A 19,812-nucleotide genomic window follows, 5' to 3' on the forward strand; every position below is an offset into this window, starting at 1 on the left:
GGGGCTGGCCCCAGGGCTCAGCCCACCTGCTCCAGCGCCGAGGCCAGCGGCTCCAGCACGGACGGCGTGTAGGGCGTCGGCAGGTAGACGATGCCGAGGTCCGCACCCGCCTCCGCGAACGCCGCGGCCTCGGCCGCCGTCGCCGACGGGTCTCCGGCGTACCGGAGTTGGGCCGAGACGCGGATCTCGGCCGGATCGCGGCCGAGGTCAGCGCAGTGCCCGTGCAGGATGTCCCGGGCCTTGCGGAAGTCGGCGAGCGGGCCGGTGTCGAAGTTCCAGTGCTGCGCGAAGCGGGCCGCGGTGCGGAGGGTCCGGGCCGCTCCGCTGCCGCCGATGCAGAGCGGCGGATGGGGCCGCTGCACCGGCTTGGGCTCGCACCGGGCGTCGGCCAGCCGGTAGTGACGGCCCGTGAAGGTCAGCGTCGGCTGCGGCGAGAGCAGGCCGACCAGCACCGCGCAGGCCTCTTCGAGCCGGTCGCTGCGCTCGCGCGGCGTCCCGAGCTCGATGCCGTAGGCGTCCGACTCCTCGGCGTTCCACCCGGCGCCGATGCCGATCTCCAGCCGCCCGCCGGAGATGACGTCCAGCGTGGCGGCCATGTTGGCCAGCACCGCCGGATGCCGGTAGTGGACGCCGGTGACCAGCGTGCCGAAGCGCAGCCGGGCCGTCGCCTGCGCCAGCGCGGCCAGGGTGATCCAGCCCTCGAACCGGGGCACGGCCGGGTCCGCGCTGTGGGTCGGGTGGAAGTGGTCCGAGGTCCAACCGGACTCGTACAGCGGGATCGTGTCGGCCTCCCGCCAGACGGCCAGCAGGTTGTCCCACGAGGTGTTCTGCGGCGAGGTCTTGAAGGCGAAGCGCATGCGGGGACGCTACCGGCCGCCCGGATACCGGTCCATGGTGGGCGAGCCGCTGACCTGGGCGTGACCTGCGCACGACACAAGCTGTGTACGGACTTTGCGTCCGCCATCTTGACGAATTCTCGTAAGGAAAGTTTCCTAACCATTGCACGACCGCAGCTGCGCCCGCTCCCGACGCGCAGTCGATCCCACGCGCGCCCGAACGCCACCACAGCTGCTCTGTACGCCACTTGACGTTCCGTCGGTCCGGCGGTCGACACCCGGCCGGACCCGAGCGAAGGAGTCCGTGTGCGCCATCCTGGGAAGAGATCTCTAGCCGTCGGCGTCAGCGGCGCCCTGATCGGGGCGTCAATGACCGCGCTCACCGCGCTGGCCGCGGTTCCGGCGCATGCGGCGACGGGACCGGCGATGCCGTTCCCGCAGCACCAGACGTACAAGGTCGGGGTGATGCCGTCCGCGTCGCAGTCGGCCCGCGACGCCGCGGTGGAGAAGCAGTACGACTCGTGGAAGGCCACCTACCTGGTCCACGGCTGCGCGTCGAACGAGTACTACGTCTCGACCAAGGGCGACAGCGACGCGACCAACAACGGCCCGGTCTCCGAGGGTCAGGGCTACGGGATGAACATCGTGCCGCTGATGGCGGGTTACGACGCCAACGCCCAGACCGAGTTCAACGGCCTCTGGCAGCTGGTCAAGGACCACGAGGACCAGTGGGGCCTGATGCAGTGGCAGTTGGACGGCAAGACCTGCAAGTACTACAGCTCCGGCACGCCTGACGCGGCCACCGACGGTGACCTGGACATCGGCTACGGGCTGATCCTCGCCGACAAGCAGTGGGGCGGCTACACCAGCGACGCGATGACCTGGCTCACCAGCTTCTGGAACCACGACGTCGCGCCGGACGGTCACCTCAAGTGCGAGGACGACGGACCGAACACGGACACCCGCCCGTCCGACCAGATGCTCGACCACCTGCGGGCGTTCGCGGCGTACGACACCACGCACGACTGGAACAAGGTCATCACCCGGACCCAGCAGCTCGACACCGAGTACACCCAGGCGTACTCGCCCAACGACGGCCTGCTCTCCGACTTCGTGGTGAACGCGAACACCACCTCGCCCTCCCCGGCCCCGGCCAACTACCAGGAGGACCAGCCGGACAACATCGTCGGCTACAACTCCATCCGCGTCCCCTGGCACATGGGCACCGACGCGCTGGAGAACGGCACCACAGTGGCCGCGACGGAATACAGCCTCGCCAAGCTCGAATCCGCCTGTCTGAAGGCCGAGTCGGGCGGCAACCCGCAGAACGTGTACCCGCACACCAACCTCAACTGCACCCCGTACTCGACCAGCGACCAGGCGGAGGAGGCCGGTGACGCGGTCGGACCGGCGGCCATGGCCTCGGGCGACCAGTCCTGGACCGACGCGATCTGGAACCAGCTGGCGACCAACCCGTTCGGGGACGGCTACTACGGCGAGTCCATCAAGATGCTGGTCTACCTGGTGATGGCCGGCGACTACTGGAACCCGGCCACGGTCGGCACCGGCACCTCCAGCGACTTCTCACTCTCCACGTCCCCGGCCTCCGGCTCGGTCGCCGCGGGTTCGGCCGCGACGGTGACCGTCGGGACGGCGGTGGCGTCCGGCTCGGCGGAGTCGGTCTCGTTGGCCGCCTCCGGCCTGCCCTCGGGGGCGACGGCGTCGTTCAGCCCGGCCTCGGTGACCTCGGGCGGATCGAGCACGCTCACCGTCTCGACGTCCGCGACGACGCCCGCCGGAACGTACCCGATCACCGTCACCGGCACCGCCGCCTCCGGCAGCCACACCGCCACCTACAGCCTGACCGTGACCGCGTCCAGCGGCGGTGGCTCGTGCACGGCGGCGCAGTTGCTGGGCAACCCGGGTTTCGAGAACGGTGCCACGACCGCACCGTGGACGGCGTCGTCGACGCTGGGGTTCAACCCGATCACGCAGGCGACGAGTGCTGAGCCCGCGCACTCGGGCAGTTGGATCGCGTGGTTCGACGGCAACGGAACGGCCGACACCGACACCATCGCGCAGACGGTGTCCCTCCCGAGCAACTGCACCACGGCAACCCTGAGTTACTGGCAGCACATCGACACCACCGAGAACACGACCACGGCCACGCCGGACACCTTCTCGGTCCAGGTGCTCAACTCCGCAGGGACGGTGCTGGGGACGCTCGGCTCCTTCTCCAACCTCAACAAGAACACCGGCTACGCTCAGCACTCCTTCAGCCTGACTCCGTACCTCGGCCAGACGGTGACGCTGAAGTTCACCGGCGCCGAGACCGACAAGAACGGCGGCACGACGGACTTCGTGATCGACGACACGGCGATCAACGTCGACTGACAGTCGACGACCTGAACGAGCGGCTCCGTCCGACCCGGCCGAACTGACCGGGGCGGGCGGAGCCGCCGTCGGAAAACCCCTTTGCCGCAAGCGATTCGGCGGCGCGACACTGCCGGGATGGACTCCGAACCCGGGCACCACGCAGCCGGATACTCCGACGCGGACGACGCCGCGCTCTACGACCTGCTCAACCCCTGGGAGCCGGAGGTGCGTCCGAGCGGCGACGCCTTCTACACCGACCTGGTCATGGCGGCGGACTCGGTCCTCGACGTGGGCTGCGGCACGGGTCTGATGCTGCGTCATGCCCGCGCGCACGGCCATGGCGGTCGTCTGGTCGGGCTCGATCCGGACGTCGCCTCGCTCGCGCGGGCGCGTCGTCGCGACGACGTCGAGTGGGTCGAGGGCCGTGCGGCGGAGGCCCGTTGGCAGGGCGAGTTCGCCCTGGCGACCATGGTCAGCCACGCGTTCCAGTGCCTGGTGACCGACGAGGAGCTGCGCAGCTCGCTCACGGCGATCCGCGCGGCCCTGCGCGACGACGGCGTCTTCGCCTTCGAGACGCGTCACCCGCAGGCGCGCGCCTGGGAGAGCTGGACCTCGGAGAGCCCCTCGACCCTCGTCGACGGCACCGGGCGGACGCTGCTCGTCTCGAACGCGGTGGAGTCGGTGACCGACGGCGTCGTCACCGTGACCGAGACGACGTCCGCGCCCGACGGCACCGTGCTCCGGGTCGGCCGGGACAGCCTGCGCTTCCTGGAGGTCGACGCCCTGGACGCCTTCCTCGCCGAGGCGGGCTTCACCGTCACCGCCCGCTACGGCGACTGGTCCGGCGGCCCGTTGGACGAGCGCAGCAGGGAGATCGTCATGGTGGCCCGCCGCGCCTGACGGGAGGTCCAAAACGGCCCCTAGCCGCCGCCCAGGAGCCGCGCCCCCAGCGGGGTGCAGGCGTGGTGCACGAACTTGCCGTCCCTGGAGGTCGTCACCAGCCCGGCCGCCCGCAGCGTCTTCGCATGGCCGGAGGCGCTGGCCGGGCTGATCCCCAGCTGCTGGGCCAGCCCGCCGGTGGTCTGCGGCCGCGCCAGCAGCTGCAGCACCTGCGCCCTGGTCGGACCGAGCAGCGCCGCCAGCGGATCCGTGGACGCGTCCTGCGGCGGGACCAGCGACAGCGCCCGCAACGCGGGGTAGACGAGCAGCAACGAGCCGTCCGGCGCCCAGGTCCACAGTGGCGCGCCGCGCCAGAGCAGCGACGGCATCAGGGTCACGCCCGCCCCGCTGAGCCGGAGCTCCTGGTCGCGGTCGCGGGCGCTGGGCAGCCTCAGCACGCTGCCCGACCAACTCGCCCCCGTGACCAGCCCGGAGAGCAGTGCCCGCAGCCCGTCGGTCGCCAGCACCTGGCTGCGCCAGGTCACGTCCGCGGCGAACCCCGCCTGTACCTGCGGCCACCACGGTCGCAGGAAGTCGCGGTGCGCGGCGGTCAGCGCGGTCTCCAACTCCCGCCAGGCACGCGCCTCTCCGCGCGAAAGCGCCACCGCCCTTGCCGGGACGGCGCGTTGGTCGCCCAGAACGCGGCGCAGCTCGCGTGCGGCCTCCTCACGCGGCGTGGCGGCGACCAGGGCGACCGCCTCGTCGGCGTCCGCCAGCGGCGGATCGAGGAAGAGCGGGCCGAGCCCGGTGTCCGGCCGCAGCAGCTCCAGCAGGGACCGCACCGGCGGAGTGAGCGAGGGCAGCGCACCGCGCCGCCACCGGGCCAGCGCCGGATCGGTACTGCCCGCGCGCAGCAGTGTCAGCGCCAACCCCGCCTCGACCAGCGGCGCGGGCGCGGCGGCGAGGCGCACCCTGAGCAGGTCCTCCGGCGAGAACCGCACGCACAGCATGACCGCCCCCGCCTCCGATCGCGCCCGTCCGGCACGCTCCCCAGCCTGCCACGCTTCGGGCGGGCACGAAATGATCGCACGTCAATTCGGCTGCGGGGCAGGCTTGGTGCGCACCTTCTCCAACCCCCTTGACGGAGGCCCGATGTACCGAGCGCAGAGACACGAGCGCAGACCTGCCCGAAGAACCCGCACCGCCGTCGGACTGCTGCTGAGCGCGGGCGTCGGCCTCGCGTTCGCCCTGCCGGGGACGGCGGCGGCCGACGCGCCCGGTCCGTGGCAGAGCTACCGCAGCGGGCCGTTCAGCGACGCGGCGGGCGAGGTCTGCTCGTTCCCGCTGAGCGGCCACTCGGTGGCGGACCAGGAGAAGATCCGGACCTTGGCCGTGGACAGCTCGGGGGAGCCCACGGAGCAGGAGATCACCGGTCAGCTCGTGTTCCGCTACACCGACGACGCCACCGGGGCCTGGACGGACGAGAACCTGACCGGCACGGCGTGGTTGTACTACCACGCCGACGGCAGCCAGACCTGGGTGGTCTCCGGCCACCTCGGCCTGGGCATCCGGGCCGGCAACCCCTACGCGGCGCAGGGCTACTCGATCCTGAGCGGCAGCCTGACCGTGCAGATCACCGCCGACCACTACCCGTACGTCACCCGGCACGACGGGTCCACCGAGAACCTGTGCCAGGAGCTCGGCGGGTCCTGAGCGCTGGTCCTGAGCGCTGGTCCTGAGCGCGGCGCTGACGCCCGCCCCCGCCTCCGGCCCGCCTCCGGCTCGGAGCGCGCGTCGGACGGGTGCGACCTACCGTGGACTGATGCGACCTGTTCCCTGGTGGGCGCTGGTGTCGTCGGGGACAGCGCCTCTGTTGCTTGTCGGCGGGTGGTTGGTCTCGGCCTCGCTCCAAGGGCCGGGATACGACCCGGTGACCGAGACCATCAGCGCCTTGGCGGGCGGAGGCGCGGCGGACTCCTGGCTGATGGCCGGGGCCATCGGCGGGCTCGGCGCGTGCCATCTGGTCACGGCGATCGGCCTGCGCGTCGCGGGGGCCGCGGGGAGGCTCGCGCTGGCGGCCGGGGGAGTGGCGTCGATCCTGGTCGCCTTCTCCCCGGTGCCGCCCAGCGGCGGGTCGATGCAGCACAGCGCCGCCGCGGTGGTCGGCTACTCGTTCCTCGCCGTCTGGCCGGTGCTGGCGGCGTACCGGCGGCGCGCGCCGGCGTGGGGCCTGCGTCCGATGCTGGGGGCGATGGTCACGCTGGTGTCGCTGATCGGAGCGGGCTGGTTCCTGCTGGAGACGTGGGGACACGGCGAGGCGGGTGTCGCCGAGCGGGTGGTGACCGGCTTGCAGGCGTTGTGGCCCCTGGTCGTGGTGGTCTCCTGCCTGGAGCTCGAACACGTGCGCCACCGGCGGACGGCCGCCGCCGACCGGGCGTGACCGCGCGGGATGCCCGCAGCCGCCGCCTGAGGCACGCTGGAAACATGAGCACCAGCACCCTGGTCACCGTGCACTCCGTCGTCCCCGGCGCGCGTCCGTTCCGCCGGGTCGAGATCCAGGGCTACGACGCGGGCCCGGCCTTCCGGCAGGAGGACGTGCTGCGCCTCTGCCGCGACCGTGGGTTCCACGACGTGAACCTCGACGATCCCAAGACCGTCACCTGGATCGGCGGCGACCGGTCGACCTGGTCCTGAGCCACGTCCGAACCGCCGCCGTAGAAGGTCAGGGCCACATGGACCAGGCAGTGCGTGACTACGTCGACGCGATCCGGGCGGAGCACCGCCCGCTCTTCGACCGGATCCACGGGCTGATCCTCGCCGACCACCCCGACGCCGAGGTCGCCCTCTCCTACGACATGCCGACCTACCGGGTCGGCGGGCGCCGCCTCCACGTCGGCGTGTGGCAGCACGGCGTCTCGCTCTACGGCTGGCGACGCCCCGACGCCACCGGCTTCGTCGCCCGCCACCCGGATCTGCTCCACGGTAAGGCGACCCTGCGACTGCGTCCGGAGGACGCCGCAGGCATGTCCGACGACGAGCTGCGGGCGTTCCTGGCGGCAGCGCTGGCCGACTGATCCGGACCGGCGGGTGCGCGGACGCCCGCGGCCGACTGTGCCGAAGGTCTCATGTGAGCCGGCCCTCGACCTGCCGCTACGCGACCGGACCGTCCGTACGGTGGAGCGCATGTCCGAGCTCCACGCCGATCCCCTGGCCCGGGTCGCCCACGCCTTCGCGCCGCGTTTCGCCGAGTTCGCGTTCGAGCCGGGCTTCGTCGCGGCCGTGGACCAGCACGTCGCCGAGCTGCGGGAACGCCTGTGGGGCCCGGAGCCCGGCCTTACGGCCAAGGCGCCGGACCCCGTGGATCTGGCGGACTACGCGTTGGGCTTCCAGGACGCCCTCGCCGAGATCGGCTGGCGGGAGCCGGTCGGCCACGACTACGCGGTCTGCCGACTCACCGCCGTCAGCTGGCTGGTGCACAAGCACCGCCTGCTGGACCCGGACGCCCGGACCTGAGGCGCCGAACTCTTCAGCTCGTCGTGGGCGGGTTGTCGCCCTGCCCCTCGCTCCGTCCCTCGCCGCGGTCCCGGCGCTCGCCGGTCTGCTCGATGTCCCGGACGGGCTGGTTGGTCATGGCGTCCTCGCGGCCCAGCTGGTAGGCCGTGCCGGACGCGCCGGGGCGCAGCTTCGTGCTCTCCCGCTCGGCGGTGTCCAGCCAACGGTCCCAGCGGGCCCGCATCGGCTGGATCAGGCCGCCGCCGATGCCCACGACGATCACGCCCGCGATCGAGGCGAGAATCGCCCACAGCACCGGACCGGTGACCGAGGTCGCGATCCCCGTCTGTCCGAGCGCGGCGAACACGCCGAGCACCACGATGGCCGCCCAGCAGACGGTCGCCACGACCTTGCCGTACGAGGCGTTGGCGAGCGCGTTCCCGACAATGTCCCTGACCGCGTTGGCGATGGCCATGGCGATGACCACGATGACCACGGCGACGATGCCCTTGGGCAGCCAGGAGACGATCGCGTTGATCATCACGCTGATCGGGTTGGGCCCGAAGACACCGAAGGCCAGCTGCAGCGCCATCAGCATGATCGCGTAGTACACGATCTTGGCGATGATGCCGGTCATGTCGTACGAGGAGCCCTGGAGCGCCCGTCCGATACCGGCCCGCTCGGCGACCCGCTCCGAGCCGACGCGTCGCAGCAGCCGGTCGAGGATCTTGGCGATGAACCGGGCCACGATCCAACCGACGACCAGGATCGCCAGGAAGGCGATGAACTTGGGGACGAAGGCCGCGAACTTGGACCAGGCGTTGGAGATACCGCCACTGATGTCCACGTTGAGGGCCAGATGGACCTGTTGGGCCTGACTGGTGAGTGGGTTGGACACGGTGGACCTTCCGTGCTGTGCCGCCCCGAGGGGCGCGTGCCTGCATCCCTGTTGGTCTCCCAGCCTCTGTGCCCGCACCACTGCTCGCGCGCCGACCGGTCCGAGCGGGTGACACCCGCTCAGCCGGCCGATGCGCGAGGCGTCCCGTGTGTGACCTACTGGGGTGGTCACCCCCGACCGGGGTGAGCAGGGACAGGCAGGCACGAGCAGGAACGAAGGGAACGAACGGTCATGACCAGTACCGACGACGCAGGCCACTTCCTCGACCCCGAGGGTGGCCGCCCGGCCGTCCGCTTCGAACGTGTCTACGCCCGCCCGGTCGCGGCCGTCTGGGCGGCCGTCAGCGATCCCGCCCAGCTCGCGCGGTGGTTCCCCGCGCCGGAGGTCACCCTCGACCTGGTCCCCGGCGCCGAGGTCACCTTCGGCGGTGACCCGAACGCGCCGGACCTCGTCACCACCGGCCGGGTCCTCGCCGCCGAACCCTCCCGTCGACTCCACTTCACCTGGGGCGGCGAGGAGTTGCACCTCGACCTGGCACCGCTCCCCGGCGGCGGCACGCGGTTCGCGCTCACCGACGTCCTCGAATCCCGCGACGCCGCCGCCCGTAACGCCGCAGGCTGGGAACTCTGCCTCGCGGCCCTCGGGGTCCACCTCGACGGCGGTGCGAACGCCGGACCTCACGCCGGGCCGACCGCCGCCTGGGAGGACCGCTACGCCGCCTACCTCGCGGCCGGCTTCCCCTCCGGCGCTCCCGTCCCCGGCCGGGACTGACGGTTCTGTCGTTTCCGTTGCGCGGGTGGGGCGAATCGGGTGACCCTGCGGTGCGGCGGCTTCACGAGGGTCCGGTGGCGCAGGACGCTCGGTGGTGGCCGAGTCCCGCGCTTCCGCCGCGGGGGCCGGGAGGTTGTGATGGAGATCCTGCTCGTTGCGTCCGCCTTCAACAGCCTGACGCAGCGCGTCTTCGCCGCCCTGCGCGACCGGGGCCACACGGTCGGGGTGGAGCTCGCGAGCGGGGCAGCGCTGGTAGCGGCGGTGCGGGAGCGGTCGCCGGAGCTGATCGTCGCACCGATGCTGAAGACGGCGGTGCCCGACGAGGTGTGGACGACCGTCCCCTGCCTGATCGTCCACCCGGGGCCGCTCGGCGACCGCGGCCCCTCCTCGCTGGATCGCGCCGTCCAGGACGGGTGCAGCACCTGGGGAGTGACGGTCCTTCAGGCCGAGGCGGAGATGGACGCGGGCCCGGTCTGGGCCACCGTCGACTGCCCGCTGCCACCGCGCGGGAAGAGCGACCTCTACCGCAACGAGATCGCCGACGCCGCACTGGAGGCGGTCCTCCTCGCCGTCGAACGCTTCGCCTCCAGGGCCCACGAGCCCGCTGCCCGCGAGCCCGGTGCCCACGAGCACGGTGACCGCGGGCCGCTGTCGCAGCATCTCCCCGAGATCCGCCGACGGGTCGTCACCAGGCCTTTCCTGCGCCAGCCCGAGCGGCGCATCGACTGGTCCGCCGACTCCACCGCCGACGTGCTGCGCAAGCTCCGCGCGGCGGACTCGCAGCCGGGCGTGCTCGACGACCTGCTGGACGGGGAGTGGTTCCTGCACGGCGGGCACGAGGAGGACCGGCTGCGCGGCCGTCCGGGGGAGCTACTGGCGACCCGTCACGGCGCTGTCTGCCGCGCCACCGTGGACGGCGCGGTGTGGATCCCGCAGCTGCGCCCGCGCCGTACGCCCGGCGCGCAGAGCACCTTCGCGCTGCCCGCGACCCTCGCGCTCGGGGCACGACTGCCCCAACTGCACGAGGAGCCGGTCGAACTGGAGCTTCCGGCCGACCGCCGGACCTGGACGGACATCCGCTACCGCGAGCACGGCGAGGTCGGCATGCTGTCGTTCTCGTTCGCGGGCGGCGCGATGGGCACGAGCCAGTGCCGTCGGCTCCTCGACGCCTACCGCGAGGCGTGCAGTCGGCCCACCTCGGTGCTGGTGCTGGGCGGGCAGCGGGACTTCTTCGGCAACGGCATCCACCTCAACGTCATCGAGGCCGCGGCCGACCCCGGGCTGGAGTCCTGGGCCAACATCAACGCCATCGACGACCTGGTCGAGGCCGTGCTCACCACCACCGACCGACTCGTGGTCGCCGCGCTCGGCGGCAACGCCGCAGCGGGCGGGGCGATGCTGGCGCTGGCGGCCGACGAGGTCTGGTGCCGGGACGGCGTCGTGCTCAACCCGCACTACCGGCTGATGGGCCTGACCGGCTCGGAGTTCTGGACCCTGACCCTGCCCCGACGCGTCGGCCTGCAGGCCACCCACGCGTTGGTCACCCAGGCACTGCCGGTCAGCGTCGAGCGCGCGGTCGCGCTGGGTCTGGTGGAGCGGGCGATCGTCTGCCCGGCGGACGAGTTCGGCGCGCACGCCGCCCATCTGGCGGAGCACCTGGCCGCCATGCCCGGCACGCCCGCCCGGATCGCCAGGAAGAAGGCCGCGCTGGAGCGTCAGGAGGCGGAGCGTCCGCTGCGCGTCTTCCGCGAGGCGGAGCTGGAGCGCATGCACACCATCTTCTTCGACCCCGAACAGCCCTACCACGCGCTGCGTCGGGCCTTCGTGCACAAGCACGCCGTCCTCGCCACGCCGGAGCACCTGCGGCCACCGCTTCCCCGCACGCCTCAGGGACGGCCTCCGGGCCAGTCGGTCGCCCGGTCGGCTGTGCACACGTCACTCTGACAGCCGCGCTTGGCGGGCCGCTGCGGCGTGGCGCGCGGTATCCAGTAACCAGGACGCCGTTGTCTGGATCCACTGACGTCCGGGTCCGTTGATTCCTTCCCCCAGGAGGCATCCATGTCGGATGCGAAGCCTTCCACCATGACCGCAGGGGCCACCGCTCTGAGCGCCGAGGACGACGAGGCGCCGATCCATATTCTGTGGATCAACGCCGGACTGAGCTGTGACGGTGACTCGGTGGCGCTGACCGCCGCCACCCAGCCGAGCATCGAGGAGATCGCGCTGCGCGCGCTCCCCGGTCTGCCCAAGATCGCCGTCCACTGGCCGTTGATCGACTTCGAATGCGGCCCCGTCCAGGGCGCGGACGCGTTCATCGAATGGTTCTTCAAGGCCGATCGCGGCGAACTCGAGCCGTTCGTGCTGGTGATCGAGGGGTCCATCCCCAACGAGTCGATCAAGCCCGAGGGCTACTGGTGCGGCTTCGGCGACGACCCCGCGACCGGCCAACCCATCACCACCAGCGAGTGGCTGGACCGACTGGCGCCCAAGGCGCTGGCGGTCGTGGCCATCGGCACCTGCGCGACCTACGGCGGCATGCACGCCATGGCCGGCAACCCGACCGGCGCCATGGGCGTGCCGGACTACCTCGGCTGGAACTGGAAGTCCAAGGCCGGGATCCCGATCGTCTGCGTGCCGGGCTGCCCGATCCAGCCGGACAACTTCGCGGAGACGCTGACCTACCTGCTCTACCAGGCGGCAGGTTCCGCGCCGATGATCCCGCTGGACGACAAGCTGCGGCCGACCTGGCTGTTCGGTGCGACCGTCCACGAGGGCTGCGACCGTGCCGGCTACTACGAGCAGGGCGAGTTCGCGACCAGTTACGACTCGCCCAAGTGCCTGGTGAAGCTCGGCTGTTGGGGCCCGGTCGTCAAGTGCAACGTTCCGAAGCGCGGGTGGATCAACGGCATCGGGGGCTGCCCGAACGTGGGCGGCATCTGCATCGCCTGCACCATGCCCGGCTTCCCGGACAAGTTCATGCCGTTCATGGACGAGCCGCCCGGCGGCAAGGTGTCCAGCACGGCCAGCGAGATCTACGGCGCGGCCATCCGCCGCCTGCGCGCGATCACCGCGCACACGGTGGACCAGGAGCCCAAGTGGCGCCACACCGGCCGCGAGCTCACCACGGGCTATCGCAAGCCCTGGTGACGTTCCGTCACATCTCGTCCCAGACCTCAGGAAGAGCAGCGCAAGCAGAAGGGCACGGCACACGACGATGGCAGCGGGAGACGGTACCGGATTGTTGGAGATGTCCTGGGATCCGATCACACGGATCGTGGGCAGCCTCGGCATCCACACGAAGATCGACTTCAAGCAGAAGCGGGTCGCCGAGTGCTACAGCACCTCGTCCGTCTTCCGCGGCTACAGCGTCTTCATGCGCGGCAAGGACCCGCGCGACGCGCACTTCATCACCAGCCGCATCTGCGGCATCTGCGGTGACAACCACGCGACGTGCTCGGTGTACGCGCAGAACATGGCGTACGGCGTCAAGCCGCCGCACCTGGGCGAGTGGCTGATCAACCTCGGCGAGTCCGCCGAGTACATGTTCGACCACAACATCTTCCAGGAGAACCTGGTCGGGGTCGACTACTGCGAGAAGATGGTCAAGGAGACCAACCCGGGCGTGCTCGAACTCGCCGAGCGCACCGAGGCCCCGCACGCCGGCGAGCACGGCTACAAGACCATCGCCGACATCATGCGCTCGCTCAACCCGCTGGAGGGCGAGTTCTACCGGGAGGCACTGCAGGTCAGCCGCTACACCCGGGAGATGTTCTGCCTGATGGAGGGTCGCCACGTGCACCCCTCCACGCTCTACCCGGGCGGCACCGGCACGGTCGCCTCGGTGCAGCTGCTCACCGACTACCTCAGCCGGCTGATGCGCTACGTCGAGTTCATGAAGAAGGTCGTGCCGCTCCACGACGACCTCTTCGACTTCTTCTACGAGGCTCTCCCCGGCTACGAGGAGGTCGGCCGCCGCCGGGTCCTGCTGGGCTGCTGGGGCGCACTCAACGACCCGGAGTTCTGCGACTTCACCTACCGCAACATGACCGACTGGGGCCGGCGGATGTTCGTCACCCCGGGCGTGGTCGTGGACGGCAAGCTGGTCACCAACGACCTGACCCGGATCAACCTGGGCATCCGCATCCTCCTGGGCAGCTCCTACTACCAGGACTGGGAGGGCCAGGAGAAGTTCGTCACCCACGACCCGCTGGGCAACCCGGTCGACGCCCGCCACCCGTGGAACCAGCACACCATCCCGGCCCCGCAGAAGCGCGACTTCGACGACAAGTACAGCTGGGTCATGTCGCCGCGCTGGTTCGACGGCCAGGACTACCTCGCCCTGGACACCGGCGGCGGCCCGATCGCGCGCCTGTGGTCCACCGCGCTGTCCGGGCTGGTCGACATCGGCTACGTCAAGGCCACCGGCCACAGCGTGGTCATCAACCTGCCCAAGTCGCTCACCAAGCCGGAGACCACCTTCGAGTGGAAGATCCCGCAGTGGAGCAACGCGCTGGAGCGCAACCGCGCCCGCACCTACTTCCAGGCCTACGCCGCCGGTGTCGCGCTGCACAGCATCGACATGGCGCTGGCCGAGGTCCGCGCCGGACGCACCCAGACGTGGGAGAAGTTCGAGGTCCCGGACGAGGCGATCAGCTGCGGCTTCACCGAGGCCGTGCGCGGCGTGCTCTCGCACCACATGGTGGTCCGCGACGGCAAGATTGCCAACTACCACCCCTACCCGCCGACGCCGTGGAACGCCAGCGTGCGCGACTCCTACGGCACGCCCGGCCCCTACGAGGACGCGGTGCAGAACACCCCGATCTTCGAGGAGAACCCGCCGGACAACTTCAAGGGCATCGACATCATGCGGGCCGTCCGCAGCTTCGACCCCTGTCTGCCCTGCGGCGTGCACATGTACGTCGGCGGCGGCAAGACCGTCCAGAAGATGCACGTCCCCACCGGCCTGAGCGGAATGGCCGGATGACGGTGGATCAGAAGGGCGCAGCCGAACAGGCGGTCACCCCGCCGACGCCGGACGTCACCGCGGCCCGGATCGAGGAGCTGCTGGACCGCCTCGCGTCCAGCGCCGACCGGACTGCGGCGGCCACCGCCGAGCAGCTGGTCCGCGCGCTGATGGACCTCTACGGCGCGGGCCTGGCCCGGGCCGTGGAGCTGCTGTCCGGACGCAGCGGCAGCCCCCTCGACGCGCTGCTCGACGACGAGGTCACCGCCGGTCTGCTGGTCCTGCACGACCTGCACCCGGACGACGTCCCCGCCCGCGTCCGCCGCGCCCTGCGCGCGGCGGACGCGGGGGAGTGGGAGATCGACTCCCTCGACGCGGAGACAGGCGCGCTGACGCTGCGTCAGAAGGCGTCCGACAGTGCCTCCGGCGGCTCGGGCGGCGGCTGCGGCTGCGGGAGCAGCACGACGGACGGCGTGCGCGTCCGGGTGCGGGCGGCGCTGGCCGGGTTCGCGCCCGAGGTGACGCAGGTCGACCTGCTCGCCGCCGAACCCGCCCGCCGGGAGCCGCCGTTGCTGCAGATCGGCCTGCGGCCCGGTGCCGCCGCGCCGGTGGAGGCACGATGACGGCGCTCCCGTCCACGCCTGCGGCCCGTCTCCGGACGGGCCTGCGGCGCTTCACCGGTCCGCGCCCGCCCGCCGTCGAGCGCTGCGAGCTGTGCGCGGCCGAGGTCGGCGCAGGCCACCGGCACCTCGTCGACACCGAGCGCCGGGCGCTGGCCTGCGCCTGCACCGCGTGCGCGATGCTCTTCGACCGGCCGGGCGGAGCGGGCGCGCAGCCGGGAACGGACGCGGGCCGGTTCCGCACCGTCCCCGACCGCTACCTCTCCGACCCCGACGCCGCGTTGGACGACGGCAGTTGGGCCGGCCTGCAGATCCCCGTCGGCATGGTCTTCTTCCTGCGCGACGGTGCGAGCGGCCAGGTGACGGCGTTCTACCCGAGCCCGGCCGGGGCCACCGAGAGCGAGCTGGAGCCGCAGGCTTGGGAGGCGGTCCGGGCGGCCACCCCGCTCGCCGACGAACTCGCCCCGGACGTCGAGGCGTTGCTGCTCCGTCACCACCAGCACCGCAGCGCCTGCTTCCTGGTCCCGGTCGACGCCGCCTACGAGCTGGTCGGCCGGATGCGACGCCGCTGGCAGGGCTTCGACGGCGGCGCGGAGGCGCACGCCGAACTGGAGCTGTTCTTCGACCACGTCACCCGCCGGGCGCAACGGGCACACCACGCGCACGAGCCGTCGAAGGGACGCGCATGACCGGGCTCGACTTCGCCTGCACCGAGGTCCGGGCCGAGCCGTACGCGGCCGGGCCGACACTGCTGTTCCGGGTCAGGATCACCGCGCAGGGCGAGCCGCAGCGGGTCCACGCGCTGGCGCTGCGCTGCCAGTTCCGGATCGAACCCGCCCGGCGGCACTACTCCGAGCCCGAGGCGCAGCGCCTCGGCGACCTCTTCGGCGAGCGCTCGCGCTGGGGCAGCACGCTGCATCCGCTGCAGTTCGCCCAGGTCGGCGTGGTGGTGCCCGGGTTCACCGGCAGCACCGAGGTGGAGCTGCCGGTCCCGGTCAGCTACGACCTCGACATCGCCGCGACCCGCTACAGCGACGCGCTGGCCGAGGGCGAGGTGCCGCTGCTGCTGCTCTTCTCCGGCACGGCCTTCCGTGGCGCAGGCGGGTTCCAGGTCGAGCCGGTGCCGTGGGACAAGGAGGCGGTCTGCCGGATGCCGGTCGCCGTCTGGCGCGAGGCGATCGACGGTCACTTCCCCGGCTGCGGCTGGATCCGACTGCCGCGCGACACCATGGCCGCCCTCCAGGCCTACCGCTCCCGCCATGCCCTCCCTTCCTGGGAGGCCACCGTGGAGCGGCTGCTGCACGACGCGGAGGAGGAGGCCGAACCTGATCCGGTCGCCGTTGCCGCAGTCCGTGCCGTCAGTGCGTTCCCGACCGTGCCCACCGTCACGGCTACCGCCGCCGTCCGAACCGCCGAGGGGAGCCTGCGATGACCACGAGCCCGGCGCGGACGGAGGCGCCCGCCGACGCGCTCTTCGCGACGGCCCGTCAGGTCGCCGACGCCGTCCTCTACGAGGGCTACGTCCTCTACCCCTACCGCGCCTCCTCCGCCAAGAACCGGATGCGCTGGCAGTTCGGCGTGCTCGCGCCGCCGTCCTGGGGTCACGACAGCGGCGAGCATGCGCACCAGCGGACCGAGTGCCTGCTGGAGCCTCGCGAGGGCGGCCGGATGCACGTGCTGCTGCGCTTCCTGCGCACCCAGCGCCGTACCGTCCACGAGGTCGCGCCCGACGGCAGCCACCGGCCCGTCGCGGCCCTGGAGCTGCCGGACCGGGTGCTGGTGCCCTGGGACGAGGGCGTCGAGGAGGAGCTCCGCCTCGACGTCGACCTCGCCGAACTCGTCGACGGTGGTGTGGAGTTGCCGTTCTCCCGGCCCGCGGCCGAGGAGACCGAGGAGCTCTACGACGCGGCGGGCGGCGCGCGGATCGGCAGGTTGGTGCGCCGCCGCGAGCGCGTGGACGGCGTGCTGCGGCTGGTCGCCACCGAACTCCCCGGCCCCTACCGGGTGTTGCGGCTGACGGCCGAGGTGGCGAACGCCGGTGACTGGAGTCCGCTCTCCGGCGAGGCGGCCGACCGGGACACGGCGCTTTCGCACGCGCTGGTCTCCGCGCATCTGATGCTCGGTCTGACGGCGGGTTCGTTCGTCTCCATGACCGACCCGCCCGAGTGGGCCAAGCCGGCCGTGGCGGAGTGCCGCAACGAGCACACCTGGCCGGTCCTGGCGGGCGTGGACGGCGCGGCCGACGTGCTGCTCTCCTCGCCGATCATCCTGGAGGACCATCCGCGCATCGCTCCGGAGAGCCTCGGGACGCTGTACGACGCCACCGAGATCGACGAGATCCTCGCGCTGCGCACCGCCACGCTGACCGACCAGGAGAAGCGTGAGGCGCGCGGCACGGACGCGCGCGCCGCTGCCGTGATCGATCTGGCGGACAACATGCCGCCGGAGATCCTCGACCGCCTCCACGGCGCGATCCGCTCGCTGCGCGAGGTCGGCGGCGGCCCGGCCGCGTCAGCCCCGACGGCTGCCGCCGCGCCGTTCGACACGCCGCCGGACGCCGACCTCGTCTATCAGGAGTTCGACCCGTTCCGCACCGACACCCCCTGGTGGGACCCGGCGGCCGACGCGAGCGTCGATCCTGGCCGCGACCACGTGCTCGTCGACGGCGTCCCCGTGCGCGCGGGCAGCCGGGTGGTGCTGCGTCCTGGACGCAGGCGGACGGACGCGCAGGACATCTTCCTGCACGGCCGGACCGCCCTGGTCGAGGCGGTGCTGCACGACGTGGACGGCGGCGTGCACGTCGCGGTCACCGTCGAGGACGACCCCGGCGCGGAGATCCAGCGCGAGCAGGGCCGCTTCCGCTACTTCCAGCCCGACGAGCTCGCCCCGGTGGAGGCGTCGTGACCGACACCTACGCGGCTCCGACGCCGCCGCGCACCCTGATCGCCGGGATCGGCAACATCTTCCTCGGCGACGACGGCTTCGGTGTCGAGGCGGTCCGCCGCCTGGCCGAGCAGCCGTTGCCGGAGGGCGTCGAAACCGTCGACATCGGCGTCCGTGGCGTCCATCTCGCCTACCAACTCCTGGACGGCTACCACACGGTGGTGCTGCTGGACGCGATGGCCAGGGGCGGCGACCCCGGCACGGTGTACCTGGTCGACAACGCGGACGTCGGCGGTACCCAGGCCGACGCCGGGGCGGACGGGCCCGTGCTGGACGGGCACCGGATGTCGCCCGACGCCGTGCTCGCCCTGCTCGACCACCTGAGCGTCGGGACGGGCGGCAGCAAGCCGCAGCGGGTCGTGGTTGTCGGCTGCGAACCGGCGAACGTCGCCGAGGGCATCGGGCTCAGCGACGCCGTCGCGGCGTCCCTGGAGCGGGCCGTGGCCGTGGTGCTCGACCAGCTTCCGATCGCCACTGTCCAACTGCCCGAAACAGACTGACAGACAGTCATATTCGCTCAGAGGTCTCAGAGGTCTCAGAGGTAGGGAGGAGGTTCGCCCATGTTCAAGCTTCTCTTCGGGGCGGTGCTGGTCGCCGCGGCCGGTGCGGTCGTCGTCAACCTGCCCGACATCAAGCGCTATCTGCAGATCCGCAACATGTGAGCTGCGACCGAACGGTGGAGCCGGGACGGACGCGTCGGCGTGGCGCGTCCGTCGGCATGTGCGGCAGCCGTGTAATGGAGCGGCCGTCGGGGCGCACCGAGCCCGAGGCCCAGGGAGTCCGTATGCACGAGATGTCCATCGCGCTGGCCGTCGTCGACCAGGTGCAGGACGCCGCACGCGCGGACCGGCAAGGCGGCGCTCGGCAGGGCCTGGAAGGCATGGTTCCCGACCAGGTCACGCTGCGGATCGGCGAGTTGGCGGGCGTGGTGCCCGACGCGCTCCACTTCTGCTTCCAACTCGCCTGCGAGGGCACGCTGCTGGAGGGCGCCCGGCTGCTCACGGAGAGCGTCGAGGGCCGCGCCCACTGCACCCCGTGCGACGTCCGCTGGCCCACCGGAATGCCGCCGGACCTCTGCTGCCCGCGCTGCGGCTCCGGCGCGAGCGGCCTGCTGGCGGGACGCGAACTGGAGATCGCCGAGGTCCACTGGACCGAGCCGGGCGATCGCGGCGAGACGTGCAAGCCTGCGGACATCTTCGTCGTCGAGGAGGCCTGAGGACCGTGTGCCGGGTGACCCAGCTGCAACAGGCGATCCTCGCCAAGAACGACCACCATGCCGACGGCCTCCGCGCGGCGCTTGCCGCTCGCGGCACCGGCCTGGTCAATCTGCTCTCCAGCCCGGGCAGCGGCAAGACCGCGCTGCTGGAGGCGGAGTTGACCCTGGCACGGCAGCGCGGTGTCCCGGTCGCGGCGCTCACCGCTGACCTGGCCACCGAGAACGACGCCACCCGGCTGGCCCGTTCGGGCGTGCCGGTGAAGCAGGTGCTGACCGACGGGCTGTGCCACCTGGAGTCCGAGATGCTCGACGCGCATCTGGACGGCTGGCTGCCGGAGCCGACCCGGCTTCTCTTCGTCGAGAACGTCGGCAACCTGGTCTGCCCCGCCTCCTACGACCTCGGCGAGTCACTCCGCGTGGTGCTGGCCTCGGTCACCGAGGGTGAGGACAAGCCGCTCAAGTACCCGACCGCGTTCGGCCTGGCCCAGCTCGTCGTGGTGACCAAGAACGACCTGGCGGAGGCCGTCGAGTTCGACCGCGAGACGCTGCTGGCCAACATCCAGCGGGTGAACCCGGGCGTCGAGGTGGTCTTCACCTCGACGCGGCGCGGCGGCGAGGGCGTCGGCCTGCTGCTCGACCGGGCGCTCGCGGTCGCGGACGGAGCCCCGGTCCACCGCCCGCTGATGGCCGCCGAAGCAGGCGCGGACGGCCATGCGCACGGGCACACGCACGGCCACACGCACGGTCACGCTCACAGCCACGGGAACGGGCCCGAGCACACGCATCCCCACCACGACGCGCACGCGCACTGAGGGCCG

The 19,812-nt window shown here is 71.9% G+C and carries 22 protein-coding genes; 19 read left to right on the plus strand and 3 right to left on the minus strand.

What is annotated here, in order from left to right:
* Positions 1-17: 17 nt before the first annotated feature.
* Positions 18-857 carry a TIGR03560 family F420-dependent LLM class oxidoreductase gene (locus I2501_RS12185; RefSeq protein WP_196193931.1) on the minus strand — a complete coding sequence of 280 codons (840 nt, stop codon included), beginning with the start codon at positions 855-857 and terminating at the stop codon, positions 18-20.
* A 285-nt stretch (positions 858-1,142) separates the two neighbouring features.
* On the opposite strand from I2501_RS12185, the gene I2501_RS12190 reads away from it, so the two are divergent.
* Entirely contained in the window at positions 1,143-3,230 is a 2,088-nt protein-coding gene (locus tag I2501_RS12190) for a glycosyl hydrolase family 8 (RefSeq protein WP_328806328.1), read from the plus strand.
* Positions 3,231-3,347: 117 nt separating this feature from the next.
* Complete coding sequence (locus I2501_RS12195) at positions 3,348-4,112, plus strand: class I SAM-dependent methyltransferase (RefSeq protein WP_196193932.1); 765 nt, start codon at positions 3,348-3,350, stop codon at positions 4,110-4,112.
* A gap of 20 nt (positions 4,113-4,132) precedes the next feature.
* Here I2501_RS12195 and I2501_RS40575 read toward each other — a convergent pair whose 3' ends face one another.
* On the minus strand, positions 4,133-5,092 hold the full coding sequence (locus I2501_RS40575; RefSeq protein ID WP_196193933.1) for an ArsR/SmtB family transcription factor: 960 nt from the start codon (positions 5,090-5,092) through the stop codon (positions 4,133-4,135).
* A gap of 151 nt (positions 5,093-5,243) precedes the next feature.
* On the opposite strand from I2501_RS40575, the gene I2501_RS12205 reads away from it, so the two are divergent.
* From I2501_RS12205 to I2501_RS12225, 5 genes are all read left to right on the plus strand, one after another.
* On the plus strand, positions 5,244-5,804 hold the full coding sequence (locus I2501_RS12205) for a hypothetical protein (RefSeq protein ID WP_196193934.1): 561 nt from the start codon (positions 5,244-5,246) through the stop codon (positions 5,802-5,804).
* A gap of 109 nt (positions 5,805-5,913) precedes the next feature.
* Positions 5,914-6,531, plus strand: a complete 618-nt coding sequence (locus I2501_RS12210) for a DUF998 domain-containing protein (protein WP_196193935.1) — start codon at positions 5,914-5,916, stop codon at positions 6,529-6,531.
* A 44-nt stretch (positions 6,532-6,575) separates the two neighbouring features.
* Complete coding sequence (locus tag I2501_RS12215; RefSeq protein WP_196193936.1) at positions 6,576-6,785, plus strand: hypothetical protein; 210 nt, start codon at positions 6,576-6,578, stop codon at positions 6,783-6,785.
* Between the two features lie 38 nt (positions 6,786-6,823).
* On the plus strand, positions 6,824-7,165 hold the full coding sequence (locus I2501_RS12220) for a DUF1801 domain-containing protein (RefSeq protein WP_196193937.1): 342 nt from the start codon (positions 6,824-6,826) through the stop codon (positions 7,163-7,165).
* Positions 7,166-7,274: 109 nt separating this feature from the next.
* The gene (locus I2501_RS12225) at positions 7,275-7,604 is read left to right on the plus strand and encodes a DUF6401 family natural product biosynthesis protein (RefSeq protein WP_196193938.1); all 330 of its coding nucleotides are present in this window, start codon (positions 7,275-7,277) and stop codon (positions 7,602-7,604) included.
* A 13-nt stretch (positions 7,605-7,617) separates the two neighbouring features.
* Here I2501_RS12225 and I2501_RS12230 read toward each other — a convergent pair whose 3' ends face one another.
* Complete coding sequence (locus I2501_RS12230; protein ID WP_196193939.1) at positions 7,618-8,481, minus strand: mechanosensitive ion channel family protein; 864 nt, start codon at positions 8,479-8,481, stop codon at positions 7,618-7,620.
* Positions 8,482-8,712: 231 nt separating this feature from the next.
* On the opposite strand from I2501_RS12230, the gene I2501_RS12235 reads away from it, so the two are divergent.
* From I2501_RS12235 to hypB, 12 genes are all read left to right on the plus strand, one after another.
* Positions 8,713-9,252: an SRPBCC family protein gene (locus I2501_RS12235; protein WP_196193940.1), complete on the plus strand. Its 540-nt coding sequence runs from the start codon at positions 8,713-8,715 to the stop codon at positions 9,250-9,252.
* A gap of 138 nt (positions 9,253-9,390) precedes the next feature.
* A complete protein-coding gene (locus tag I2501_RS12240) occupies positions 9,391-11,196 on the plus strand; it encodes an enoyl-CoA hydratase-related protein (RefSeq protein ID WP_196193941.1) in 1,806 nt (601 codons plus the stop codon).
* A gap of 114 nt (positions 11,197-11,310) precedes the next feature.
* Positions 11,311-12,399 carry an NADH-quinone oxidoreductase subunit B family protein gene (locus I2501_RS12245; protein ID WP_196193942.1) on the plus strand — a complete coding sequence of 363 codons (1,089 nt, stop codon included), beginning with the start codon at positions 11,311-11,313 and terminating at the stop codon, positions 12,397-12,399.
* A 100-nt stretch (positions 12,400-12,499) separates the two neighbouring features.
* On the plus strand, positions 12,500-14,236 hold the full coding sequence (locus I2501_RS12250; RefSeq protein ID WP_408022724.1) for a nickel-dependent hydrogenase large subunit: 1,737 nt from the start codon (positions 12,500-12,502) through the stop codon (positions 14,234-14,236).
* Positions 14,233-14,838 (plus strand): hypothetical protein, encoded by a 606-nt coding sequence (locus I2501_RS12255; RefSeq protein WP_236046154.1) that lies wholly within the window; start codon positions 14,233-14,235, stop codon positions 14,836-14,838. Before I2501_RS12250 ends, I2501_RS12255 begins: the two co-directional genes overlap by 4 nt.
* Positions 14,835-15,524, plus strand: a complete 690-nt coding sequence (locus tag I2501_RS12260) for a DUF5947 family protein (protein ID WP_196193944.1) — start codon at positions 14,835-14,837, stop codon at positions 15,522-15,524. Before I2501_RS12255 ends, I2501_RS12260 begins: the two co-directional genes overlap by 4 nt.
* A complete protein-coding gene (locus tag I2501_RS12265; protein ID WP_236046156.1) occupies positions 15,521-16,267 on the plus strand; it encodes a DUF6084 family protein in 747 nt (248 codons plus the stop codon). The genes I2501_RS12260 and I2501_RS12265 overlap by 4 nt, the downstream gene beginning before the upstream one ends.
* A complete protein-coding gene (locus tag I2501_RS12270; RefSeq protein WP_196193945.1) occupies positions 16,264-17,739 on the plus strand; it encodes a hypothetical protein in 1,476 nt (491 codons plus the stop codon). The genes I2501_RS12265 and I2501_RS12270 overlap by 4 nt, the downstream gene beginning before the upstream one ends.
* Complete coding sequence (locus I2501_RS12275) at positions 17,736-18,278, plus strand: hydrogenase maturation protease (RefSeq protein ID WP_196193946.1); 543 nt, start codon at positions 17,736-17,738, stop codon at positions 18,276-18,278. The genes I2501_RS12270 and I2501_RS12275 overlap by 4 nt, the downstream gene beginning before the upstream one ends.
* A gap of 60 nt (positions 18,279-18,338) precedes the next feature.
* Positions 18,339-18,440, plus strand: a complete 102-nt coding sequence (locus I2501_RS40920) for a DUF6893 family small protein (RefSeq protein WP_408022725.1) — start codon at positions 18,339-18,341, stop codon at positions 18,438-18,440.
* A 122-nt stretch (positions 18,441-18,562) separates the two neighbouring features.
* Complete coding sequence (locus I2501_RS12280) at positions 18,563-18,994, plus strand: hydrogenase maturation nickel metallochaperone HypA/HybF (RefSeq protein ID WP_196193947.1); 432 nt, start codon at positions 18,563-18,565, stop codon at positions 18,992-18,994.
* 5 nt (positions 18,995-18,999) lie between these two features.
* Positions 19,000-19,806 carry a hydrogenase nickel incorporation protein HypB gene (gene hypB / locus I2501_RS12285; RefSeq protein ID WP_196193948.1) on the plus strand — a complete coding sequence of 269 codons (807 nt, stop codon included), beginning with the start codon at positions 19,000-19,002 and terminating at the stop codon, positions 19,804-19,806.
* Positions 19,807-19,812: the final 6 nt, after the last annotated feature.

This window comes from Streptacidiphilus fuscans (assembly GCF_015690355.1).
Classification (GTDB): Bacteria; Actinomycetota; Actinomycetes; order Streptomycetales; family Streptomycetaceae; genus Streptacidiphilus; species Streptacidiphilus fuscans.